The following is a 22,503-nucleotide window of genomic DNA, read 5'->3' as shown; positions in this document are numbered from 1 at the left end:
AAATTTATGACAACTAAGCAGCAAATGATTATCGGCATCAAGGCCGATGTTGAAGATGTGAACACCGGTGTTCCGGCATCGTTTCATATTATTTCGGGTGTTCACCTTGACTTAACCAACAAATACTACACGGCCACGGTTGACAGCTATTACAACCAAGACTTGTACGACAAGGGTAAGCGCGCATTGGGCAGCGTGTCATTTTCGCTGTCTGAAGATCCGCCGCGTGGCGTGGATGTGATTGATTGGGCACTGACCTCATTGGTTGATAGCGACAATCCCAACCCGCATCAATTTACCGGTGCGGAGTTGGTTAAAGCTGACTTGAGTGAGTAATCAATACAGGCCGTCTGAAATTCAGACGGCCTTACCTTTATGGGAAACCCAATGTCTGAACCTTTAATTACACCTGCTGCCGTTTATACCTTTGGCGGCGTGGTTTCCGCCGGTACGCTGCTGGGTATGCCTGCCGATGCCGTTGCGCTTGGTGCGATTGCTTCGGCGGCTGTAACCATGATTTCAGAGCCGAAAAGCCGCTGGATGGCTATTGCTTACATCATCATTGGCGGCTTGCTTGGTGGTGCGATTGCGCCGTCAATCGTGCATATCTTGGTTGGGCAATATGCCAGCCAATCGCCTGCGCTGATTGAGCAGAAAACAACTTTGGCACAAGTGGCCGCACCTGTGTTTGTCGGCTTGATGTGGCAGCTTGTTATCAAGATTGTGCGTGTGTTGTGGCCAGCTTTTGAAAAGAATGCTGACCGCATTGTGAGTCGCATGCTGGATTTTGTTTTGAACCTGCGAATTAAATCGGGAGGTGATAAATGATGATTTCGATTCTTGCCGCCGCACCCTCGGCGATAGTGGCTTACATGATGATTTGCCGACTAAACGCCAAGAAGCGCCGTTTATCGGACTTAGAAGGTTGGGCATTCCTGCTGCTGCTTGGTGGTGCTGTTTACACGGTTTATGCCGCAATCTCATACGGCAAAATGCCGTCAATGGGTAAGTTGTTTTTAGATTTCGGTATTTGCCTTTACTTTGGCAGTCGCACGACTCGCACGTCGCGATGGCTGAAACGCCGCTTGCCTAATGTTTAATACAGCCGTCTGAAATTCAGGCGGCTTTTATGGGGATTTGAAATGGCTAAATATGGTAGTCGAGGCGCGGATGTACGCGCCTTGCAACACGCTTTAGGTGTATATGTTGACGGCAGCTTTGGCAGCAAAACCAAGCAAGCCGTGATTGCATATCAAATGGAAAACCGACTTGTTGCTGACGGGATTGTCGGCGCGAAAACATGGGAGGTGCTGTTACCGCAATTGAAATCGGTTGAATCACGTAAGGTTAACCGTGATGTGTTCTTCGCTGAATTGCGTAAGTCTTTGTTTAAAGGCGGTTTTAATCAATCGCAGGTTGATGGGATTAATACCCTGATTGATGTATTTGAAAGCAGCAAAATCGGCGTGAACCATTCGGCGTACATGCTGGCAACAACGTATCACGAAACCTCTTACACAATGCAGCCAATTGTTGAGCGTGGCAGTGTGCGCTATTTTGACAAATACGATACAGGCCGCCTTGCCGCCCGACTGGGCAATACGCCTGAAGCTGATGGCGATGGTTATAAATACCGTGGGCACGGCTATGTGCAGCTTACTGGTACGGCTAATTATCGCCGCGCCGGTAATAAACTTGGTATTGATTTGCTAGGCAATCCTGACTTGGCACTTGACCCTGTTCATGCTGCTGGGATTATGGTTTTCGGCATGGTGGAAGGTTGGTTTACAGGTAAAAAATTGTCTGATTATATCGGCGATTACACGGCAAACTATGTCGCTGCTCGCCGCATCATTAATGGTGTGGACAAGCAATACAAAATCGCCGCTGAAGCGGTTGCGTTTGAATTGGCTTTGCGCCGCGCGAAAGGGTAATAGAAATGGATAGGGGTGTAGAGTTTTGCCAGCGTATGATTAAAGAGTGGTCTGAAAAATCCCGACAGGCTAGTGAAGATGCCGATTTAAAGGCGTTTGAACAAGCTGAGTTGGAGTTGAAGAATTACCAAACTATGTTGGCCTATTATGAGAAGGGTTGAACCTTAAAGAAAACCGTACACCTTTAAGGTGTACGGTTTTATCCACCTGAAGGTAGTTGAATCACCCTCAGATTAATCCTGAGTATTGTCATAAAAGCCGTCTGGGTTTCAGACGGCTTTGTTCAATCTATTAATAAATAGAATCATAGTTTCAACACACAGGTTTAAAGTGGCTGCCACTTGGTACTGATAATACTGTTGAAAGATAGTGATGTCAAGACTAAACTTGATTCACCATTTTTGCACCATTTATTTTTTGTTATTTGTAAGTTATTGATAAATATATATAAAATTTAAATGTATATCTTATCGAGCATGGGCGCGACGGAAAGGCGGCGAGTGGGTAGGATGTTTGTGGTCATGTCAAGGTGTTAAGCGGGTGCAAATGGGCATGATTATAACAGAGATGACGGCAGCAAAATGGCTGGCGCTGACGCTATCCGGGCGGAATTGTTTTGTAAGGATAGGTTACCGATTAAGTGAATATTTCAACGAAGTTTGATTTAAAACATGTTTCTTTCTATGTAATCTTATGTAGTTATATAAATATGTTAGTATTTGTCAAAATAAAATATTTATTAAATAATATTATGTTTTATATAGTAAATATTTTAAGTTTTTGAATAAAATTTATTTATATATGCTTGTTTATCTCTTAATATTTGAAAAGGACATGTCATGAAAGCGTTGAAATCGTTTCTGATATGGGGCTTGGTGGTGTTGGCAGGGGTATTTGCTTTCGCCACTTTAGCACTCAGTCGCGGCGAACACGTCAGTGCTATTTGGCTGGTGGTGGCTGCGGTATCGGTATATTGTATTGCCTATCGTTTTTACAGCCTTTATATCTGTAAAAATATTCTGCAGCTCGACCATCGCCGTATGACGCCGGCGGAACGCAACAACAACGGTGTCGATTATGTGCCGACCGATAAAAAAGTATTGTTCGGCCATCACTTTGCTGCAATTGCGGGTGCAGGTCCGTTGGTAGGGCCGGTGTTGGCATCGCAAATGGGTTATCTGCCGGGCACGCTGTGGATTATTTTTGGTGTGGTATTGGCCGGTGCTGTGCAGGATATGATGGTGTTGTTTGTGTCTATGCGCCGCGACGGTAAATCCTTGGGCGACATCATCAAACAAGAATTGGGCACGACTGCCGGCGTGATTGCGTCTATCGGTATTCTGATGATTATGATCATCATCACATCGGTATTGGCCTTGATTGTGGTAAAAGCGCTGACCCATAGCCCTTGGGGTACGTTTACCATTGCTGTGACTGTGCCGATTGCGCTGTTTATGGGTTTCTACGCTCGCTTTATCCGCCCGGGTCATTTGGGTGAAATCGCGATTGTCGGCTTTATCGCCATGATGAGCGCCGTAATCTTCGGTAATCATGTGGCCGAAAGTGCGATTGGCCCTTGGTTTGACTTGAATGGCGTGCAATTGGCCTTCGGCATTATGCTGTATGGCGGTATTTCTTCGCTGCTGCCGGTGTGGTTCTTGATGACACCGCGCGATTATCTGGCGACTTTCCTGAAAATCGGTACCATCATTGCATTGGCCATCGGTATTATTGTGGTTGGTCCGGTGCTGAAAATGCCGGCTGTGACCCACTTTATCGACGGTACCGGTCCGGTGTTCTCCGGTAAGCTGTTCCCGTTCTTATTCATTACCATTGCTTGCGGTGCGGTATCCGGTTTCCATGCGCTGATTTCTTCCGGTACCACCCCTAAAATGATTGAAAACGAAACCCACGTTCGCGCCATCGGTTATGGCGGTATGTTGATGGAAAGTTTCGTGGCCATTATGGCTCTGGCTGCGGCTTGCGTGTTGGAACCAGGCGTGTACTTCGCCATGAACAGCCCTGCGGCTTTGATTGGTACTGACCCTGCAACGGCGGCGCATGCCATCACTACTCATCTGCAAATTCCAGTGGATGCGGCGACTTTGGCCAATACTGCGCGTGAAGTGGGTGAGAATTCGATTCTGTCCCGCGCCGGTGGTGCACCGACTTTAGCTGTCGGTATGGCACACATCATGAGCCAATTGATTCCGGGCGAAGCAATGATGGCCTTCTGGTATCACTTTGCGCTGTTGTTTGAAGCCATGTTTATTTTGACTGCGGTGGACGCAGGTACCCGTACTTCACGCTTTATGGTGCAAGATTTGCTGGGTATTTTTGTGAAACCTTTGGGCACCGGTCAGGGCATGTTCTCGAATTTGGTGGCCACTTTCCTGACCGTTGGCGCATGGGGCTACTTCCTGTATACCGGTGTGACTGATCCATTGGGCGGCATCAATTCGCTGTGGCCTTTATTCGGTATCGGTAACCAAATGCTGGCCGGTATGGCGCTGATTATGGTAGCGGTTGTGTTGGTAAAAATGAAAAAAGAACGTTATGTATGGGTGCCGTTGGTACCGGCCATGGGCTTATTGATTGTGACTGCCGTGGCTTCCATGCAGAAACTGTTTGATTCCGACCCACGTGTCAGCTTCTTGGCACACGCTGCACAATACCGTGAAGCGGCTGCGCGTGGCGAAGTGTTGGCTCCGGCCAAAGACGTGGCGCAAATGGGGCAGATTGTCTTCAACGACTATGTCAACTCAGGTTTGTGCGCAGCATTTATGCTGGTTGTGATTTTCATCGCCATCTACGGCTTGATGACTGCCATGAAAGCGCGTAAAGTGGCTTGGCCGACTGCGAAAGAAGTCCCTGCCGTTTACCGTGACGAGGTTCAAACCAATGAGAAAATTGCTTAATCATCCTTTAATAGGCCGTCTGAAAAAAGCGCATAAGAGCTTTTGTGTCGCTGCCAATTATATGGCCGGTATTCCGGATTACGATCGTTACGTTGCCCAGCAACGCAAATATAATCCGAATACGCCGGTGATGACTCGGGCGCAGTTTATCGAGTATTGCCGAATCAAAAGCGGTGGCGGCTGCTGTTGAAAGATGAAAAAAGCCCTGTATGGTGACATGCAGGGCTTTTTCTTGTGATGTAAGGGATAAACAGGGGCGCTATCTTTCAATGGCCTTTCAATGGCTTAGTGCTGTAAGTGTGATGTTTCGCTTTTGTACGATATTGGCTTCGATTGATACTCAAATTTGAGATTGGCAGCAGTTGTAGTTTTTGATTCATTAAATAAAGGCCGTCTGAAAAAAATTTTCAGACGGCCTTTAAAGACTCATGCTTTATGATTTAGATTTAGGTTGATACAGAAAAATAGCAATACACAATAAAACCGGTAACGCCATTTCAGTAGATTCTTCCAATGATTGAATAATCACCGCCGAACGCTCAGAAAGCGTGATATCAAATAATTTATTTAATTGTGCATTCAAGCGGTCGATAAACTTGCTGGCCACCAGCAACACAAAAGCGAGAATCGTGTAACCATATGCTACCGGCCACGGGCGAGATGATTGGCGCAGCTGCTTGAGGAAGGTTTTGCCCAAATAAAATGCCAGTAATAATAAAAATAAGCAAATTGCAGCACCGAGCAGCTTATCGGATAAAGGAATCATGTCGCTGCGGTAGAAATTGCTTTTTAAAAAGCTCATGCTGAATAAAGATTTGTGTAAATCCATTTCACGCAAGCCAAATAATACCGCTGTGGCCGCAGTAGCCAAGCGGTCAAAACGGTAAAACGGGCGCATAAGCACACAATCGCCAATAAAAACCATAAATAAGGGCTGAAGATTTCAAATGTACCCGATTCGCTGAATAAGAAATTAGCCAAATCCAAAGGCGCAAAAACCGCAACATGTAAAACTAATGCCCAATACACAGCCAGCAGCAAGGTACTGATTAAAAAATGACGAGATAAGTTCATGATGATTTGAATACATATAAGAGTGTACGGCATTGTACGCCACAATGGATGAGACGTGTTAATTTATGCGGATCATATTGTAAAAGAAGAAGCCATCTGAAAAATTAGATAAGTATTTCAGATGGCTTTAAGTCAATTATTAGATTGATTCGTTACGTGATACTCGAAAGCTGATGTTATCGAAGCGCTTAAAACTGCATCTGCCCCCGCAGCCAGAATTGTCGTCCAGGCTCATTAACACGGGTTGTTTGAACCCCAGCTGAGGCATTTCCGGCCTTGTTGACGAATTCAGCATAGGTTTTATTAAACACGTTATCCACTCCGGCTTGAAGAATGGCATTTTTATTGATTTTCCAGCCTGCATTGAGTGACAAAACACCAAAGCCTGCAGAAGCGCCGATATCTTGTCCAATAATATTACCTTGCCCTTTGGCAAAACGCTTTTGTTTATTGACTACGCGCCATAGTGCCCCGGCATTAAATTTACCATTATCCCAGTTAAGTGAGGTTTTCCAGTCTAGTGGAGGTGTTTGAGCTAGAGGGATATTATCGGTACGGTTTTTTCCATAAGTATAGGCAAGGCTGCTGCCTATTGTCCAATTTGGTGCAAAGCGATAATTGAACTCAGCTTCACCGCCAAACCGTTCAGCTCTAATATTACGTGCACCAACCGAATTATCAACAAGAATAAAATTATTAATACGACTGCCAAATAGTGATACAGAGGCACGCCATTTGTCATTTTGCCAAATTACCCCGGTATCTATTTGGTTGTTACGCTCTGGTAATAAATCTTCACTACGGTTACGTTCCCAATAATCCGGAGCACGTTCCGCTGTTCCTAAGCCTAAATAGTATTTGGTATTTCCTGCCTGATGTTCATAGCGTAAAAATCCTGAATTTAAATTATATTTTTGGGTTCTGGCAGTATCATTGAGCGGGTATGCATCATAAATGGCTTTAATTTCGTCATGCCGATAACCGGCGATCCAGTTTTGATGGTCAGTATATGCCCAGTTGGCTTCAGCAAAACCTCCCCAATGTGTGAAATTTTGATTGGGCGTATACGGTTTGCTTGCATAATCTGTACCACTACGCGATGAATGTTTATCACGCATATAATCTATGCCTGTTTGTAATTCAATATTGTTAAAATCAAATGTGGTTTTTAACTGAGCAGTATCGGTTTCACGTTTGGGGTTATTTGCACGTGCCATTCCTGGGCGAACAGGCCGCATGCTGTAATTGTCCATAACATGATCAATAGTACTTTGGCCATAACGGAATTCTGCTTCCGCAAACCAATCATTAATATTGTGTTGTACGCCGCGGACATTCCAAGCGTCACGGTCAAATTTGCTACCATCCATCATTCGGTCTGAATAGGCTGCTTTTGCCCGACTGCGCTCATAAGTTGCTGCCAATAAGGTATCTGGTGAAGGGGTTAGACCTAATTGTAGCATTTGGCTGTTGCGTTCAAAATTAGAATGGGCTTTATTGTTGTCCCCATCTTGGTAATCGTCTGAGGTGTTGTAAGTAGCATTTAGACGCGCATAGCCTAGTTCATTTCCTACAGTCCCATCCACCATCGCATCGTGCCTACCAAAACTACCGATGGTATAGGCTGTATTAAAATGTATATTTTTTTCATGAAATTTTGGTTCTTTGCGTACAAAGCGTGCTGAACCTGCTACTAATCCGGTACCTTGGGTGACGGTCTGTGGCCCCTTGGTAATAACAACCTGATCATAGGAATTGGGAAAAATATAGGCAGTAGGCGGATCCATACGGCCTCCGCAACCGCCATAGATGAATTGATCATCGGCTTGAATGGCTAAACGTGAACCGCCTAAACCACGAAATAAAGGGTCACCAGATGTACCGCCTTTTCGAATGACATTCATATTAGGGACAGACAGTAATAATCCTGCTCCATCGTTTGCGGGTAAGGGCTGGACGGCTCTTTTGGTATTAAACTGCACAATATTTGCACGGTTTTGTGGTGCAGCAGTCACAACAACTGGTTCTAGTTCTTGGTGGAGAGGTGGTAATTCGGTACTACCCCAAGTGGTACTGATAGAGAAACTTAATGGTAGTAAACTTAGAAAAGGAGAAGGTTTCATTTTATGCTTTCGGATAAATGAATAGGGGCTTAGGAAGCAAAATCATCAAAAAACCTGATAAGCTCCTAATTTATTATAACATAACTGCGCAAATTCTAATGCTAGATGAATTCATGTTAATTGATTAAAGTCAATTAACATGAATATTTTAATGTTAATATTTAACCATTTTGCTTAGAGACTATTTTGAAAAAATAAAAAGCCGTCTGAAACGTTCCGATAATACAACGTTTCAGACGGCCTTAATTCAATCAAAGATTGATGTAATTACAGGCTGTAATACATTTCAAATTCCAGCGGATGCGGCGCCATGCGTACGCGGCGGACATCTTCTTCTTTGAAGGCGATGTAGCTTTCGATCCAGTCTTTGCTGAACACGCCGCCGCGGGTCAGGAATTCGTGGTCTTCTTTCAACGCAGCTAAGGCTTCGTCTAAAGAGGCGCACACGGTTGGTACCAAAGCGTCTTCTTCCGGTGGCAAGTCGTAGAGGTTTTTGGTGGCCGGATCGCCCGGGTGGATTTTGTTTTGGATACCGTCCAAACCGGCCATCAGCAAGGCGGCGAAACACAAGTAAGGGTTGGCCATTGGGTCAGGGAAACGCGCTTCGATGCGGCGGGCTTTTACGCTGTTTACCGATGGAATGCGGATAGAGGCCGAACGGTTTTTCGCTGAGTAAGCCAGTTTTACCGGTGCTTCAAAGTGTGGCACTAAGCGTTTGTACGAGTTGGTTGACGGGTTACAAATCGCGTTCAAGGCTTTGGCGTGTTTGATGATGCCGCCGATGTAGTAGAGCGCGGTATCGCTCAAACCTGCGTAGCCGTCGCCGGCAAACAAGTTTTGGCCGTCTTTCCAAATCGATTGGTGCACGTGCATGCCTGAGCCGTTGTCGCCCATAATGGGTTTTGGCATGAAGGTGGCGGTTTTACCGAAGTTGTGTGCCACGTTCCAAATCACGTATTTCATGTCTTGGGTTTGGTCGGCGCGGCGGACTAAGGTGCCGAATTTGGTACCCAGTTCCATTTGCGAGCCGGTGCCCACTTCGCCGTGATGCACTTCGACTTCGATGCCGATTTCTTCCAAAATATTCACCATGGCCGAGCGCAAGTCTTGGCCTTGGTCAACCGGTGCCACAGGCGCGTAGCCGCCTTTAACCATTGGGCGGTGGCCGGTGTTTTGGCCGTCAAGATGCGCGCCGCTTGACCAGGCGCCGCTTTCAGAAGTGATTTCATAGCGAGTTTTGTGCATGGCGGTTTCAAATGCTACGCCGTCAAACACAAAAAATTCAGGCTCGGGGCCGAAGAAAGCGGTGTCGCCAATGCCGGAAGATTTCAAGTAGGCTTCGGCGCGTTTGGCGATGGAACGCGGGTCGCGGTCGTAGCCTTGGCCGTCGGCAGGGTCGATCACGTCGCAGGTAATCACGACGGTGGTGTCATCGTAAAACGGATCGATAAAGGCAGTGGACGCATCGGGGCGCAACTGCATGTCGGAAGCTTGAACGCCTTTCCAGCCGCCCATAGAAGAGCCATCGAAGGCTTGGCCGTTTTCAAACCAATCGTCAGGGTCTTCCAATACGATGCGTGATGGAATGGTAAAGTGGTGTTGTTTACCTTTGGTATCGGTAAAACGCAAATCAACGAAGCGCGCTTCGCTTTCTTCAATCAGTTTTACAACGTCTTTAATAGACATGTTCAAGCTCCTAAATAGGGAAATCAGTCAATCCAAATAAACATGCGACCTAAAATGCTGCATTTGGTTGCCTATTTATTTGGATAAACTGGATGGGCGGGCAGTAAAAATCGGCTGGGCTATTTTATCACGTTTCAGGGCTTGTCAGTAGCCGTTAAAAAATAGCGCGTGAAGGCTTGAGGCCGTCTGAAAAACAGCGGTAAATATAGTGATTGCGCTGTGTTTTAATCGATTCAAACCGATACATGAAATATAATTTCAGATGGCCTGATTGTCAACAATTTACTGCTTCAACGGCGCAATACAGCAACTTGCGGTATTTAACGCAACATCCGCTTTAATCCTGACGAAATCCCGTTATAATAACGCTTTTGCCTGATGAGTGAAGGAAACCAGCCATGAGCAGCAAACCGCGTTACGCCGTATTCGGCAATCCTGTGCAACACAGCAAATCGCCGCAAATCCATCAAGAATTTGCCAAGCAGGAAAACGTTGCCATTGATTACGACCGCATTTACGCCGAAATTGGCGGATTTGCCGAAGCCGCTGCTGCGTTTTTTGCCGAAGGCGGGCAGGGCGCGAATGTGACTGTGCCATTTAAATTGGATGCCTTCAATTTTGTTGACGAACATTCCGAGCGCGCGTTGGCTGCCGGTGCGGTGAACACCATTATTCCCTTGGGCAACGGCAAATTCCGCGGCGACAACAGCGACGGCGTGGGTATGGTGAATGACATCATTCAGGCGCAAGGCGTGCCGGTGACGGGCAAGCGCGTGTTGCTGATTGGTGCAGGCGGTGCGGTGCGTGGTGTGATTCCCGTGTTGCAAGGCCGTCAGCCTGCTGAAATCGTCATCACCAACCGCACTCATGCCAAAGCCGAAGAAGTGGCCGAGCGTTTTGGCATTCGCGCGATTGCCATGAATGAATTACCTGAAAACCATTTCGATATCATCATCAACGGCACATCCGGCGGCTTAAGCGGCGAATTGCCCGACATTGCACCGGCTGTGTTCGGTGCGTGTGCCTTGGCTTATGACATGGTTTACGGTAAAGATTCCGAGCCGTTTTTAAAATTTGCCGCCGAATCGGGCGCGCAAAAAACGGCCGACGGCTTGGGTATGCTGGTCGGGCAGGCCGCGTTTTCTTACCAATTGTGGCGCGGTTTCGAGCCGGACATCAAACCTGTGTTTGAATACATGAAAGACCTGTGATGTTGCGCATTCTCAAATGGCTGATTGCGCTGCCGGTGGCGGGCTTTATTTTGTTCAACGCCTATGTGTATGGCAACATCATCACCTACCGCGCCGTTGCACCGCACCAAACTGCATTCATGAGCATGCGCATGAGCCAGTTTCAGCAAGAAGGGCGCAGCGAAAGGCTGGATTACCGCTGGGTGCCGTATGAACGCATTTCCACTAACTTGAAAAAAGCGTTGATTGCTTCGGAAGACGCCAAATTCGCCGCGCATGACGGCTTTGACTGGAGCGGCATTCAAAACGCCATCAAGCGCAACCAGAAAAGTGGTGAAGTGAAAGCCGGTGGTTCGACCATCAGCCAGCAATTGGCGAAAAACCTGTTTCTCAACGACAGCCGCAGCTACATTCGCAAAGCCGAAGAAGCCGCCATTACTGCGATGATGGAGGCCGTCACCGACAAAGACCGCATTTTCGAGCTGTATCTCAATACCATCGAATGGCATTACGGCGTGTTCGGTGCCGAAGCCGCGTCGCAGTTTTTCTATAAAAAACCGGCCGCCGAGTTGACCAAACAGCAAGCCGCCAAGCTCGCCGCCCGTGTGCCTGCGCCGTTGTTTTATGCGGATAATCCGAAAAGCAAACGCCTACGCGGTAAAACCAACATCATTTTTCGGCGTATGGGTTCGGCAGAATTACCGGTCAGCGACACCGAATAATGACAAATCACTTATTAATGAAAAAGGCCGTCTGAACACTATTTTTCAGACGGCCTTGGTTTTATCATATAGTCACAAAAATAAAAATGATAAGCGTAATGGTTTCATTACGTTTGACCTGTTGACCGACGATTCATTGACTCAAAAGCTTATGGAAAAAATCACACACAGCGCCCACATCAACCTAGCAACCGCGCACAAACTGATTCAGTTCGGCATGGAATACGCCGAACACAAACACCTTCGAATCGCCATCGTCGATGCCGGCGGTCATTTATTGGCCTTTGCCCGCATGGACGAAGCGGCTTTAATTACCATCGATACCGCCATCAATAAAGCCCAAACCGCTGTTTATCTGAAAGCACCATCCACGCAGTTGGCCAACTTCAACAGCCAGATGACATCAAGTCTGGTGAAAACTGATAAGCTCACCGCCCAACAAGGCGGCGTGCCCTTGCTGCACCACGGCCACATGGTCGGTGCCGTGGGGGTGAGTGGTGCTGATGGTGAAAGCGACAACCGTACCGCCGAAATGATTGCCGCTGCATTTGCCGGATAATTGATTGGTGTCTCAAAATAAAACAATCAAACAAGGCCGTCTGAATTTCAGACGGCCTTGTTTATGGCTCGAGACCTTTAAAAATAAAACGTACAATCTCTATTCAAATCAAGCGGCTTTATTTGTATGATAACGGAAAAATACAGTAATAATCACAGAGGAAAAAATGGAGAAGCAGACTGTAGGCATGATTCAGATTACCGTAGCGGCGGTGTGTTGGGGCTCGCTCGGTTTTTTGGGCACTTTACTCAACCGTGCCGGTTTTGACGGTGTGCAGGTGGCGACTTTGCGCATTGTGATTGCGGCGGCGATTTTGTTGCTGTTGCTGCCGTATTTCATGCGCTTTTTGCGTGGCTTGGACATCAAGCGTCTGCCGATACTGACGGCGCAATCGCTGATTGGTGTGTTGGGTATGAGTTTGCTGTATTTTGCGGCGGTGGCCAAAGTCGGCTCGTCGCTGGCGGTGGCGCTGCTCTATACCGCGCCGGTGTGGAGCTTGATTTTCAGCTGCATGCTGTTGGGCGAACCGATTACGCGCAAAGCGGCCATGCTTACGGTGGTGGCCGCATTGGGTGTGGGCTTGACCATGGCAGGCGGCATGAATTTTGATGCGCTCGGGATTATGATTGGGCTGGGCTCGGGGATTTGCTACGCGCTTTATGGCGTGTTGGGCAAAAAAGTCATGACGGGCGCGCCGCCGATGATGTTGCTGTTTACCTCGGTGAGTATTTCCGCGCTGGCTTTGCTGTGTCTGCCTGCTACGCATCAAACTTTGGCTCAATTGGTTGCGTTGGATGTTTCGGTATGGCTGACTGCGTTTGCCTTGTCTTTGGTCGGCACGATTATCGCCTTTGGTTTATTTGTCAAAGGTTTGGAAAAAATGCCTGCCGCCAAAGCCGCTGTGTTCACCGTGTTTGAACCGTTTACTGCGGTGATGTTGGCGGTATTTTTGCTGGGCGAACAATTGGGCGTGTTGCAATCGGTGGGCGTGTTTTTGATTATTGCGGTGGCGGTGTTGAATGCGGTGGGGAAGAAAGAAAAAATGGAACAGGCGCTGGGATAAGTGAAACCAGCAAGCTCATCTTTATATGATAAAAGGCCGTCTGAAATTTCAGACGGCCTTTATCTTTTCATTCAATCTAAATTAAACCTTATTTCGCCATATTCTGAAACACTTCACGCGCGGTGGCGATGGTTTCGTCAATCAGTTCAGGTGTGTGCGCGGCGGAAACGAAACCGGCTTCGTAGGCGGATGGGCCGAAGGCAACGTTGCGTTCCAGCATACCGTGGAAGAAATGTTTGAACGCATCGATGTTGCTGCGTGCCATGTCACCGTAGTTTTGCGGCGTGAGGTCGGCGAAATACAGGCCGAACATGCCGCCCACGCTGTCGGCGGTAAACTGAACACCGTTGTCTTTGGCGGCGGCGGTGAAACCTTGTACCAGTTGCTCGGTGCGGGCGGTCAGGTTTTCATAAAAACCGTCGCGCTGGATGATTTCCAAGGTTTTCAAACCGGCGGCCACGGCCAGCGGGTTGCCGGAAAGGGTGCCGGCTTGATACACGCAGCCGAGCGGGGAAATGCATTCCATGATTTCGCGTTTGCCGCCGAACGCCGCCAACGGCATGCCGCCGCCGATGACTTTGCCCATGGTGGTCAGGTCGGGTTTGACGCCGTGCAGCGATTGCGCGCCGCCGAGCGCCACGCGGAAACCGGTCATCACTTCGTCGTAAATCAATACCGCGCCGTGTTTGGCGGTCAGTTCGCGCAGGGCTTTGACAAAGTTTTCAGACGGCCGCACCAAATTCATATTGCCGACAAACGGCTCCAAAATCACGCAGGCGATGTCGTTGCCGGATTGGGCGAAGGCTTCTTCGAGCTGGGCGACGTTGTTGTATTCCAGCACCAAAGTGTGTTTGGTGAAATCGGCCGGTACACCCGCTGAACTCGGGTTGCCAAAAGTGAGCAGGCCGCTGCCGGCTTTCACCAACAAGCTGTCGGAATGGCCGTGGTAGCAGCCTTCGAATTTGATGATTTTGTCGCGGCCGGTGTAGCCGCGTGCCAAGCGGATGGCGGTCATGGTGGCTTCGGTGCCGGAGCTGACCAAGCGCACTTGTTCGACGCTCGGCACCAGCTTGGCGATTTCTTCGGCGATGACGATTTCGCCTTCGGTCGGTGCGCCGAACGACAAACCGCCCACAGCCGCTTCGCGCACGGCTTCCAGCACTTCAGGGTGGGCGTGGCCGACAATTGCAGGCCCCCATGAGCCGACGTAATCGATGTAGCGGGTGTCGCTTTCATCCCAAACATACGCGCCTTCGGCTTTTTTGATGAAGCGCGGCACGCCGCCGACGCTGCCGAACGCGCGCACCGGTGAATTCACGCCGCCGGGAATGATGGCTTTGGCGCGGTTGAACAAGGTTTCGTTACGGTTCATGCTGGTGTCCTTTAAAAAAGGCCGTCTGAAAGGGTGAGGCCGTCTGAAAAATAAAGTGCCATTCTAACATTGATTTGCGGCTAAGCGGTTTCAGACGGCATGATTCAAGCAGCGAAATGCGCAGCCTGTTTTCAAATCTATGCAGATGAATATGAAAATTATTCTTTAAAAACAATCACTCTATTCATTTTTTATTGGGCTGTGCTATAATCTCGCACCTTAACCAATACTTAGAAAAAAATCATGTTACGCGGATTACTGGCAGCCTGCCTTTTGCTTTGTTCGTCGCTGACTTGGGCGCAGCGCGATGTGCCTACCGATATGAGTGTGGCGGTGTTGAAACAAGTTGAATTGCCGTATGTGAAATTGAGCAGCGGCGGCTTTTCGTGGACGAAACTGCTCACCTTGGGCTTGGTCGACGGCAATGCCGGCCGCTTCCAATTATCCCGATTCGTGCGCATCCGCGATGAAAACGACCGCTTTATCGTATTAGGCCGTCTGAATGCGCAAGTCGGCAAACCCTTGGCCGTCAAACAAGACGGCGCGGGTGTGATTCGTGAAATTTGGGTGCTGACCGAAGGCGAAGTGCAAAACTTTGCCGAGCGCGTCCAAAATCAGGCGCAGTAAGTTTCAGGCCGTCTTAAAACCCATTAAATTCCAAGCACGGCGGCTTTTATATCAACAGCCCAACCGTGTTGATTAAATATATCAAATTGAGAGAACCGCACTTTCAGACGGCCTTTGCAATCTTCAAAGGCCGTCTGAAAGTTTTATAAATCAGCCCCGCGATTACGGGCTACCTGAGAAAGCACAAACCATGAAAAAAGTCTTTATCCGCACGTTCGGTTGTCAAATGAACGAATACGACAGCGAAAAAATGCTGGCCGTTTTGGCGGAAGAACACGGCGGCATTGAGCAAGTTTCGCAAGCCGATCAAGCCGATATTATTTTGTTCAACACTTGCTCTGTGCGCGAAAAAGCGCAGGAAAAAGTATTCTCCGATTTGGGACGCGTTCGCCCGCTCAAAGAAAAAAATCCCGACCTGATTATCGGTGTGGCCGGCTGCGTGGCTTCTCAAGAGGGCGAAGAAATCATCAAGCGCGCACCTTATGTCGATGTAGTGTTTGGCCCGCAAACCTTGCACCGTTTGCCGAAAATGATTGTGGACAAAGAAACGTCCGGCCATTCGCAAGTCGACATTTCTTTCCCCGAAATCGAAAAATTCGACCACCTGCCGCCGGCGCGTGTGGAAGGCGGCAGCGCGTTTATTTCCATCATGGAAGGCTGTTCCAAATATTGCAGCTTCTGCGTGGTGCCTTATACCCGCGGCGAAGAATTTTCACGCCCGTTGAATGACGTGTTGACCGAAATTGCCGGCTTAGCGCAACAAGGCGTGAAAGAAATCAACCTGTTAGGCCAAAATGTGAACGCCTACCGCGGCGAAATGGACGACGGCGAAATTTGCGACTTTGCTACATTGTTGCGCATTGTGCATGAAATTCCGGGCATTGAGCGCATGCGTTTCACCACCAGCCACCCGCGCGAGTTTTCCGATTCGATTATCGAGTGCTACCGCGATTTGCCGAAGCTGGTGTCGCATTTGCACCTGCCGATTCAAAGCGGTTCCGACCGCGTGTTGAGCGCCATGAAACGCGGCTACACCGCCTTGGAATACAAATCCATCATCCGTAAATTGCGCGCCATCCGCCCTGATTTGTGTTTGAGCAGCGACTTTATCGTCGGCTTCCCCGGCGAAACCGAACGTGAATTCGAGCAAACCTTGAAGCTGGTAAAAGACATTGCCTTCGATTTGAGCTATGTGTTCATTTACAGCCCGCGCCCGGGTACACCGGCCGCCAACCTGCCGGACGACACACCGAACGCCGAAAAAGTACGCCGCTTGGAAGCCTTGAATGAAGTGATAGAAGCAGAAACCAAACGCATCAACCAAAGCATGATCGGTTCGGTACAACGCTGCTTGGTGGAAGGCATTTCCAAGAAAGACCCAGACCAGTTGCAAGCACGCACCGCCAACAACCGCGTGGTGATTTTCAACGGCACGCCGGAGATGATTAATCAAATGGTTGATTTGGAAATCACCGATGCTTATACCTTCTCGTTGCGCGGGGTGCCGGTGTCTAAAAATTAATTGAAGTTTTTAAATGCTAAAAGGCCGTCTGAAAATTATGTTTTCAGACGGCCTTTTCATATTCAAATCACCCACTGATAAAGCGCAATCATCAGCGGCATACTCACTACACAAAGTAGGGTGGTGATGCCGTAAATCGCGCTGGCTTTTTGCGCGTTCTTTTGATACAGCACCGCCATCTGTGTGACTGTGGCGGCGGATGAGCTGATGGTGGCCAAAAAGCTGATGAGTACCACGGTTTGGTTGTGGCTGTTTTGCTCGGCGAGGCCGAAGAGTTTGATGATGATCAGCAGCACCAGCGGCATCAGAATCAGGCGCAGGAAGGTGACGAGGTAGATGCGTTTGGAGGCGATGATCTCTTTCAAAGGCAGCGAGGCAATCAGCATGCCGGCAATCATCATGGCAATCGGGCCGATCATGCTGCCGACATTGGCCAGCGCGTTGTCCACCACGCTGGGCAGTTTGATTTGAAAGGCAAACATGAATAAGCCGACGGCAATAGACAAAATATTGACGTTGGTAAAGATTTTTTTGACCGACATTTGGCTGCGTCCGGCAAACATCACGCGCAGGTGTGTCCAGAACAATACGGTTTGCACAATCAAATAGCCTGCGGTGTAAATCAGCCATTCCGCGCCGAATACGGCCAGCACCACCGGAATAATCAGATTGCCCGCGTTGGTGTAAATCACGGCGGCTTGTTCCAGAATATCCAGCTTGAAGATTTTGGCAAACAGTTTGCCCAGCACAATCAGCGAAAAGTTAAACAGCAAAGCGAGCTTCACCGAAAGCCACAAGCCATCGAGAATTTCGGGTGTGTAATCGACTTGGAAAGCGTGAATCATTACCGCCGGGCTGATAAGGTAAAGCGTAATCACGGAAAGCGGATAGCTGTCGGCCGGTTTGAGCAGTTTGAATTTCACTAAGGCAATGCCCATCAGCACAATCAGCGTGAGTTGGGCAATTTTTTCGGCGAGCAGCAGGGAAGTTTCCATGAGAATATTGATAGGATATGAATGGATGAGGATTTTACGCCTTTGTGATGGGGGCGACAAATCGTGTTGCCTTTTTGTATATTGATGAAAGGCCGTCTGAAAATAGAAATGGTTGCAATAAATGCTTTTTCAGACGGCCTGAATCGATTTAATTGCCCGAAGTGCTTGGAATTTCAGTATAATACCGCCCAAATTTTTCCCCAACTTTTAAAGATAAACATGAATACTTCAGATAACAGTATGTTCGAGCGCATTTTTAAATTGCGCGAAAACGGCACCAATGTGCGCACGGAAGTGATGGCGGGTTTAACCACCTTTCTGACCATGTGTTACATCATCATCGTCAATCCCTTGATTTTGGGCGAAGCGGGCATGGATGTCGGCGCGGTGTTCGTCGCCACCTGTATCGCTGCGGCCATCGGCTGCTTTGTGATGGGCTTTGTCGGCAATTATCCGATTGCACTCGCCCCGGGCATGGGCTTGAATGCTTATTTTACTTTTGCCGTGGTGAAGGGCATGGGTGTGCCTTGGCAGGTGGCGTTGGGCGTGGTGTTTATGTCGGGCTTGATTTTCATCTTCTTCAGCTTGTTTAAAGTGCGCGAAATGCTGGTGAACGCGTTACCGATGGGCTTGAAAATGTCGATTGCGTCCGGTATCGGCCTGTTTTTGGCCTTGATTGCGCTAAAAGGCGCGGGCGTGATCGTGGACAATCCGGCCACGCTGGTCGGCATGGGCGATATTCACCAGCCGTCGGTATTGCTGGCGTTGGGTGGTTTTGCGGCTGTGTGCGTGTTGAGCCATTTCCGCATTAAAGGCGCGATTATCATCACTATTTTGGGCATTACCGTGTTGTCCAGCCTGATGGGTTTGAGCGAATTCAAAGGCGTGGTCGGCAGTGTGCCGAGCATTGCGCCGACTTTCATGCAAATGGATTTTGAAGGCTTGTTCACCGTCAGCATGATCAGCGTGATTTTTGTGTTTTTCTTGGTGGACTTGTTCGACAGTACCGGCACTTTGGTCGGTGTATCGCACCGTGCGGGCTTGTTGGTAGATGGCAAACTGCCGCGCTTGAAACGTGCTTTGCTGGCGGATTCGACTGCAATTGTGGCAGGTGCCGCTTTGGGTACGTCGTCAACTACACCTTATATCGAAAGTGCATCGGGTGTGGCTGCGGGTGGCCGCACGGGTTTGACTGCTGTGGTGGTTGGTTTGCTGATGTTGGCGTGTTTGGTGTTCTCGCCGCTGGCACAAAGCGTACCGGCTTTTGCCACCGCGCCGGCTTTGTTATACGTCGGCACGCAGATGTTGCGCAGTGCCACCGAAATCGATTGGGACGACATCACCGAAGCTGCTCCGGCTTTCTTAACCATCGTGTTCATGCCGTTCACTTACTCGATTGCTGACGGTATCGCAGCAGGCTTTATCAGCTATGCGGTGATTAAATTGTTGTGCGGCCGTGCCAAAGAAGTGCCGCCGATGGTGTGGATTGTGGCTGTATTGTGGGCATTGAAATTCTGGTATATGGGCGGTTGATTCGCACTGCTAGAAAATGTTTTAAACAGGCCGTCTGAAAACAATATGTTTCAGACGGCCTGTTTTTATTGTTATAAATAACTGAATAATCGGCTTTGCATGAAAATAATTCAAGTAAAAATGCAGTTTAGAGTAAAAATCCGTCAAATAGGCCGTCTGAAAAATAGTTGCTGATTTCAAGTATTTATTAACGGCATTTAACTGAAAGCAGGTGTGGATTTAAAATCACTCGACAAAAATAACGGATAATTTTTTGAGTTTGGTGAAAAAATTGTTGCTTTTGATTATATGTAAATTAAACATATTTAAATAATAAAATACAATAGATTATGTGTATTTTTAGTTTGTAATCAGCTTGTTTTTGATTAATTTGTTTATTTTTAATCGATAAAAGTTATCAAGTGGATTGAAAAAATATTTGACACACAAAAAATTATGGCTTAGATTTAAATCAAAGAAAAACTACATGAAACTACATCATACAAAGGAACCCACCATGACTTCTCGCGCGATTTTGCCGCTATCTCTTCATTTCCACGAAATATTCTCTTTTTCCGCTGATGCTTTCGGTTTGTTGCCCGTCAAAGCCGTCACGCATTAAACCGGTTTATTCTTTCGCCGTATTTTTCTGTTTTATTTTTAACATCCAAAAAGTAAAAAGCTCGAATAATTTTCAATAAGCGGTGGTCGTGTGTGTTGCGGCTGGTTTAAGTGTAAACGTTAACTGTTTATTGAAAATGATTTTAGTGATGTCAATCAAAGTTTGATTTGACGATGTGATTGATAAGAGGAGAAAAAAGATGACCCAAGCTTCAGCTGGCCTGCGTTTCCGTCAAGCCGTTCAAGAATCTAATCCGTTGGCGGTGGTGGGCTGCGTCAATGCTTATTTTGCCCGTTTGGCCACCCACAGCGGCTTTAAAGCGATTTATCTGTCCGGCGGCGGCGTGGCTGCCTGCTCAAACGGCATTCCGGATTTGGGTATCACCACCATGGAAGACGTGCTGATTGATGCACGCCGCATTACCGATAATGTAGATACGCCTTTGCTGGTAGATATTGATGTGGGTTGGGGCGGTGCATTCAACATCGCGCGCACCATCCGCAATTTCGAGCGCGCCGGTGTGGCGGCGGTACATATTGAAGACCAAGTGGCGCAAAAGCGTTGTGGCCACCGTCCAAACAAAGCCATCGTGTCTAAAGAAGAGATGGTTGACCGCATTAAAGCCGCTGTGGATGCGCGTGTCGATGAAAACTTCGTCATCATGGCGCGTACAGATGCATTGGCGGTAGAAGGTTTGGATGCGGCGATTGAGCGTGCGCAAGCCTGTGTGGAAGCCGGTGCCGATATGATTTTCCCAGAAGCGATGACCGAATTGGGCATGTACAGAAAATTCGTTGATGCGGTGAAAGTGCCGGTATTGGCCAACATCACTGAATTCGGTTCAACGCCGCTCTACACCCAGCAGGAATTGGCTGAAAACGGCGTGCAGCTGGTGCTGTATCCGCTCTCAACCTTCCGCGCAGCCAGCAAAGCAGCATTGAATGTGTATGAAGCGATTATGCGCGACGGCACACAAGCCAATGTGGTTGATACCATGCAGACCCGCGCGGAATTGTACGAACACTTGGGCTACCACGATTTCGAGCAGAAATTAGACCAATTGTTTCAAAAATAAATAAAGCCGTAGAAATAGAAGTTGTTGGATTTTCAGACGGCCTGTTCCCAGCGGAAAGGCCGTCTGAAAAATAATCATATTAAAAAAGCAATCAATAGGAGAAACATCATGACAACCGAAACCCCTACTTTCAAACCGAAAAAATCCGTAGCCCTGTCAGGCGTAGCAGCCGGTAACACCGCGCTGTGTACCGTCGGCAAAACCGGTAACGACTTGAGCTACCGTGGTTACGACATTCTCGATTTAGCCAAGCATTGCGAATTTGAAGAAGTGGCGCACTTACTGATTCATGGCCATCTGCCGAATAAGAGCGAATTGGCAGCTTATAAAGCCAAATTGCAAACCTTGCGTGGCTTGCCGATTCGTGTTCGTAAAATGCTGGAAAACTTGCCGGCACACACCCATCCGATGGACGTTTTGCGTTCGGGCGTGTCTATGATGGGCTGCGTTCACCCTGAGCGTGAAAGCCAACCGGAAAGTGAAGCGCGTGATATCGCCGACAAACTGATTGCCAGCTTGGGCAGCATCTTGCTGTATTGGTATCAATATTCACACAAAGGCAAGAGCATTGACGTTGAGAGCGAAGAAGAGAGCATTGGCGGTCATTTCCTGCACTTGTTGCACGGCAAACGCCCAACGCCTTCGCAAGTTAAAGCCATGCACATTTCCCTGATTTTGTATGCAGAACACGAATTTAACGCATCTACTTTCACCAGTCGTGTGATTGCGGGTACCGGTTCGGATATCTACTCTTGCATTACCGGTGCCATCGGTGCTTTGAAAGGCCCGAAACACGGCGGTGCCAACGAGGTGGCTTACGACATTCAAAAACGCTACCGCAATGCCGACGAAGCGGAAGCAGATATCCGCGAGCGCATCGGCCGCAAAGAAATCGTGATCGGTTTCGGCCATCCGGTGTACACCGTATCTGACCCACGCAACGTGGTGATTAAAGAAGTGGCACGCGATTTGAGTAAAGAAGCCGGCGATATGCGCTTGTTTGACATTGCCGAGCGCTTGGAAAGCGTGATGTGGGAAGAGAAGAAAATGTTCCCGAATCTGGACTGGTTCTCTGCCGTGTCTTACCAAAAACTGGGCGTACCGACTGCGATGTTCACCCCGTTGTTCGTGATTTCGCGTACCACCGGCTGGTCGGCACACGTGTTGGAGCAACGCAAAGACGGCAAGATTATCCGTCCGAGCGCGAATTACACCGGTCCTGACGATATTCCGTTCGTGCCGTTGGACGAACGCTGCTGATGTACTTTTCAGACGGCCTTTATGCTTTCGCATCAGGCCGTCTGAAAAATTTACGATGATGCGTACTTGAATATTAGGGCGTGTCCCTAATTTGAATAAGCCCAAAAGAGCCCTATTTTAACCCTATATTCCAACGAAATATAGGCAAACACAAACAATGGCGAGAACCGCAATAACTGACAACATATGGGAACAATTACAAACAACCATGAAAGCGCACGGCTGTCATCAATGGAAGAACGACCGTAC

At 48.3% G+C, this 22,503-nt stretch carries 21 protein-coding genes and 1 pseudogene; 17 read left to right on the top strand and 5 right to left on the bottom strand.

All coding sequences use genetic code 11. From position 1 onward, the window contains the following. Positions 1–6: 6 nt before the first annotated feature. From CRG49_RS00540 to CRG49_RS00515, 7 genes are all read left to right on the top strand, one after another. Positions 7–336, top strand: coding sequence for a hypothetical protein (locus CRG49_RS00540; RefSeq protein WP_095502774.1), 330 nt, complete (start codon positions 7–9; stop codon positions 334–336). A 51-nt stretch (positions 337–387) separates the two neighbouring features. After that, a complete protein-coding gene (locus CRG49_RS00535; RefSeq protein WP_095502775.1) occupies positions 388–828 on the top strand; it encodes a hypothetical protein in 441 nt (146 codons plus the stop codon). Beyond that, positions 825–1,100: a hypothetical protein gene (locus CRG49_RS00530; protein WP_095502776.1), complete on the top strand. Its 276-nt coding sequence runs from the start codon at positions 825–827 to the stop codon at positions 1,098–1,100. Before CRG49_RS00535 ends, CRG49_RS00530 begins: the two co-directional genes overlap by 4 nt. A gap of 42 nt (positions 1,101–1,142) precedes the next feature. Further along, a complete protein-coding gene (locus tag CRG49_RS00525) occupies positions 1,143–1,934 on the top strand; it encodes a peptidoglycan-binding protein (RefSeq protein WP_095502777.1) in 792 nt (263 codons plus the stop codon). A gap of 5 nt (positions 1,935–1,939) precedes the next feature. Continuing rightward, complete coding sequence (locus CRG49_RS13225) at positions 1,940–2,095, top strand: hypothetical protein (RefSeq protein ID WP_095502778.1); 156 nt, start codon at positions 1,940–1,942, stop codon at positions 2,093–2,095. A gap of 678 nt (positions 2,096–2,773) precedes the next feature. Then, positions 2,774–4,852 (top strand): carbon starvation CstA family protein, encoded by a 2,079-nt coding sequence (locus tag CRG49_RS00520; RefSeq protein WP_095502779.1) that lies wholly within the window; start codon positions 2,774–2,776, stop codon positions 4,850–4,852. After that, positions 4,836–5,042, top strand: a complete 207-nt coding sequence (locus CRG49_RS00515; protein WP_095502780.1) for a CstA-like transporter-associated (seleno)protein — start codon at positions 4,836–4,838, stop codon at positions 5,040–5,042. The genes CRG49_RS00520 and CRG49_RS00515 overlap by 17 nt, the downstream gene beginning before the upstream one ends. 243 nt (positions 5,043–5,285) lie before the next feature. Here the strand turns inward: CRG49_RS00515 and CRG49_RS00510 are convergent, their stop codons facing one another. The 3 genes from CRG49_RS00510 to glnA all read right to left on the bottom strand — a co-directional run bounded on the left by CRG49_RS00510 (position 5,286) and on the right by glnA (position 9,735). Next, positions 5,286–5,750 carry a hypothetical protein gene (locus CRG49_RS00510; protein ID WP_157807884.1) on the bottom strand — a complete coding sequence of 155 codons (465 nt, stop codon included), beginning with the start codon at positions 5,748–5,750 and terminating at the stop codon, positions 5,286–5,288. A 364-nt stretch (positions 5,751–6,114) separates the two neighbouring features. Continuing rightward, the gene (locus CRG49_RS00505) at positions 6,115–8,049 is read right to left on the bottom strand and encodes a TonB-dependent copper receptor (RefSeq protein ID WP_095502782.1); all 1,935 of its coding nucleotides are present in this window, start codon (positions 8,047–8,049) and stop codon (positions 6,115–6,117) included. 267 nt (positions 8,050–8,316) lie between these two features. Beyond that, entirely contained in the window at positions 8,317–9,735 is a 1,419-nt protein-coding gene (glnA, locus tag CRG49_RS00500; protein ID WP_095502783.1) for a type I glutamate--ammonia ligase, read from the bottom strand. Positions 9,736–10,133: 398 nt separating this feature from the next. On the opposite strand from glnA, the gene aroE reads away from it, so the two are divergent. The 4 genes from aroE (at position 10,134) to CRG49_RS00480 (ending at position 13,269) form a co-directional block, all read left to right on the top strand. Further along, entirely contained in the window at positions 10,134–10,946 is an 813-nt protein-coding gene (gene aroE, locus CRG49_RS00495; RefSeq protein ID WP_095502784.1) for a shikimate dehydrogenase, read from the top strand. Then, complete coding sequence (gene mtgA / locus CRG49_RS00490) at positions 10,946–11,647, top strand: monofunctional biosynthetic peptidoglycan transglycosylase (RefSeq protein WP_095502785.1); 702 nt, start codon at positions 10,946–10,948, stop codon at positions 11,645–11,647. Before aroE ends, mtgA begins: the two co-directional genes overlap by 1 nt. A 151-nt stretch (positions 11,648–11,798) precedes the next feature. Then, positions 11,799–12,206, top strand: a complete 408-nt coding sequence (locus CRG49_RS13070) for a heme-binding protein (RefSeq protein ID WP_157798108.1) — start codon at positions 11,799–11,801, stop codon at positions 12,204–12,206. 166 nt (positions 12,207–12,372) lie between these two features. Then, a complete protein-coding gene (locus CRG49_RS00480) occupies positions 12,373–13,269 on the top strand; it encodes a DMT family transporter (RefSeq protein ID WP_095502787.1) in 897 nt (298 codons plus the stop codon). A gap of 88 nt (positions 13,270–13,357) precedes the next feature. On the opposite strand, the gene hemL is transcribed toward CRG49_RS00480, so the two are convergent. Next, a complete protein-coding gene (gene hemL / locus CRG49_RS00475) occupies positions 13,358–14,641 on the bottom strand; it encodes a glutamate-1-semialdehyde 2,1-aminomutase (RefSeq protein ID WP_095502788.1) in 1,284 nt (427 codons plus the stop codon). A gap of 243 nt (positions 14,642–14,884) precedes the next feature. Here hemL and CRG49_RS00470 point away from each other — a divergent pair, with 243 nt between their 5' ends. Next, positions 14,885–15,268, top strand: a complete 384-nt coding sequence (locus CRG49_RS00470) for a hypothetical protein (RefSeq protein ID WP_095502789.1) — start codon at positions 14,885–14,887, stop codon at positions 15,266–15,268. Between the two features lie 190 nt (positions 15,269–15,458). Further along, the gene (miaB, locus tag CRG49_RS00465; protein WP_095502790.1) at positions 15,459–16,790 is read left to right on the top strand and encodes a tRNA (N6-isopentenyl adenosine(37)-C2)-methylthiotransferase MiaB; all 1,332 of its coding nucleotides are present in this window, start codon (positions 15,459–15,461) and stop codon (positions 16,788–16,790) included. 62 nt (positions 16,791–16,852) lie between these two features. On the opposite strand, the gene CRG49_RS00460 is transcribed toward miaB, so the two are convergent. Continuing rightward, the gene (locus CRG49_RS00460; protein WP_095502791.1) at positions 16,853–17,785 is read right to left on the bottom strand and encodes an AEC family transporter; all 933 of its coding nucleotides are present in this window, start codon (positions 17,783–17,785) and stop codon (positions 16,853–16,855) included. Positions 17,786–18,004: 219 nt separating this feature from the next. Here CRG49_RS00460 and CRG49_RS00455 point away from each other — a divergent pair, with 219 nt between their 5' ends. From CRG49_RS00455 to CRG49_RS00440, 4 genes and pseudogenes are all read left to right on the top strand, one after another. Then, a complete protein-coding gene (locus CRG49_RS00455; protein WP_095502792.1) occupies positions 18,005–19,318 on the top strand; it encodes an NCS2 family permease in 1,314 nt (437 codons plus the stop codon). A gap of 800 nt (positions 19,319–20,118) precedes the next feature. Next, on the top strand, positions 20,119–20,994 hold the full coding sequence (prpB, locus tag CRG49_RS00450) for a methylisocitrate lyase (RefSeq protein WP_095502793.1): 876 nt from the start codon (positions 20,119–20,121) through the stop codon (positions 20,992–20,994). A gap of 108 nt (positions 20,995–21,102) precedes the next feature. Beyond that, on the top strand, positions 21,103–22,254 hold the full coding sequence (prpC, locus tag CRG49_RS00445; protein WP_095502794.1) for a 2-methylcitrate synthase: 1,152 nt from the start codon (positions 21,103–21,105) through the stop codon (positions 22,252–22,254). 157 nt (positions 22,255–22,411) lie between these two features. Then, positions 22,412–22,503, top strand: a pseudogene (locus CRG49_RS00440) (IS5/IS1182 family transposase); the annotation flags it as partial.

The organism is Neisseria sp. N95_16 (genome assembly GCF_002551535.2).
GTDB lineage: Bacteria > Pseudomonadota > Gammaproteobacteria > Burkholderiales > Neisseriaceae > Neisseria > Neisseria brasiliensis.
The sequence above is the reverse complement of the archived record's forward strand: the minus strand, read 5'-3'. Positions and strand labels throughout refer to the sequence as shown.

What these genes read in the sequence shown, in the direction of transcription:
- CRG49_RS00540 (WP_095502774.1), top strand. Translation starts at nt 7, where the DNA reads ATGACAACTAAGCAGCAAATGATTATCGGCATCAAGGCCGATGTTGAA.
- CRG49_RS00525 (WP_095502777.1), top strand. Translation starts at nt 1,143, where the DNA reads ATGGCTAAATATGGTAGTCGAGGCGCGGATGTACGCGCCTTGCAACAC.
- prpB (WP_095502793.1), top strand. Translation starts at nt 20,119, where the DNA reads ATGACCCAAGCTTCAGCTGGCCTGCGTTTCCGTCAAGCCGTTCAAGAA.
- CRG49_RS13070 (WP_157798108.1), top strand. Translation starts at nt 11,799, where the DNA reads ATGGAAAAAATCACACACAGCGCCCACATCAACCTAGCAACCGCGCAC.
- CRG49_RS00470 (WP_095502789.1), top strand. Translation starts at nt 14,885, where the DNA reads ATGTTACGCGGATTACTGGCAGCCTGCCTTTTGCTTTGTTCGTCGCTG.
- prpC (WP_095502794.1), top strand. Translation starts at nt 21,103, where the DNA reads ATGACAACCGAAACCCCTACTTTCAAACCGAAAAAATCCGTAGCCCTG.
- miaB (WP_095502790.1), top strand. Translation starts at nt 15,459, where the DNA reads ATGAAAAAAGTCTTTATCCGCACGTTCGGTTGTCAAATGAACGAATAC.
- CRG49_RS00455 (WP_095502792.1), top strand. Translation starts at nt 18,005, where the DNA reads ATGAATACTTCAGATAACAGTATGTTCGAGCGCATTTTTAAATTGCGC.
- CRG49_RS00520 (WP_095502779.1), top strand. Translation starts at nt 2,774, where the DNA reads ATGAAAGCGTTGAAATCGTTTCTGATATGGGGCTTGGTGGTGTTGGCA.
- CRG49_RS00460 (WP_095502791.1), bottom strand. Translation starts at nt 17,785, where the DNA reads ATGGAAACTTCCCTGCTGCTCGCCGAAAAAATTGCCCAACTCACGCTG.
- CRG49_RS00530 (WP_095502776.1), top strand. Translation starts at nt 825, where the DNA reads ATGATGATTTCGATTCTTGCCGCCGCACCCTCGGCGATAGTGGCTTAC.
- CRG49_RS13225 (WP_095502778.1), top strand. Translation starts at nt 1,940, where the DNA reads ATGGATAGGGGTGTAGAGTTTTGCCAGCGTATGATTAAAGAGTGGTCT.
- CRG49_RS00535 (WP_095502775.1), top strand. Translation starts at nt 388, where the DNA reads ATGTCTGAACCTTTAATTACACCTGCTGCCGTTTATACCTTTGGCGGC.
- CRG49_RS00505 (WP_095502782.1), bottom strand. Translation starts at nt 8,049, where the DNA reads ATGAAACCTTCTCCTTTTCTAAGTTTACTACCATTAAGTTTCTCTATC.
- hemL (WP_095502788.1), bottom strand. Translation starts at nt 14,641, where the DNA reads ATGAACCGTAACGAAACCTTGTTCAACCGCGCCAAAGCCATCATTCCC.
- aroE (WP_095502784.1), top strand. Translation starts at nt 10,134, where the DNA reads ATGAGCAGCAAACCGCGTTACGCCGTATTCGGCAATCCTGTGCAACAC.
- CRG49_RS00510 (WP_157807884.1), bottom strand. Translation starts at nt 5,750, where the DNA reads ATGCGCCCGTTTTACCGTTTTGACCGCTTGGCTACTGCGGCCACAGCG.
- CRG49_RS00480 (WP_095502787.1), top strand. Translation starts at nt 12,373, where the DNA reads ATGGAGAAGCAGACTGTAGGCATGATTCAGATTACCGTAGCGGCGGTG.
- CRG49_RS00515 (WP_095502780.1), top strand. Translation starts at nt 4,836, where the DNA reads ATGAGAAAATTGCTTAATCATCCTTTAATAGGCCGTCTGAAAAAAGCG.
- glnA (WP_095502783.1), bottom strand. Translation starts at nt 9,735, where the DNA reads ATGTCTATTAAAGACGTTGTAAAACTGATTGAAGAAAGCGAAGCGCGC.
- mtgA (WP_095502785.1), top strand. Translation starts at nt 10,946, where the DNA reads ATGTTGCGCATTCTCAAATGGCTGATTGCGCTGCCGGTGGCGGGCTTT.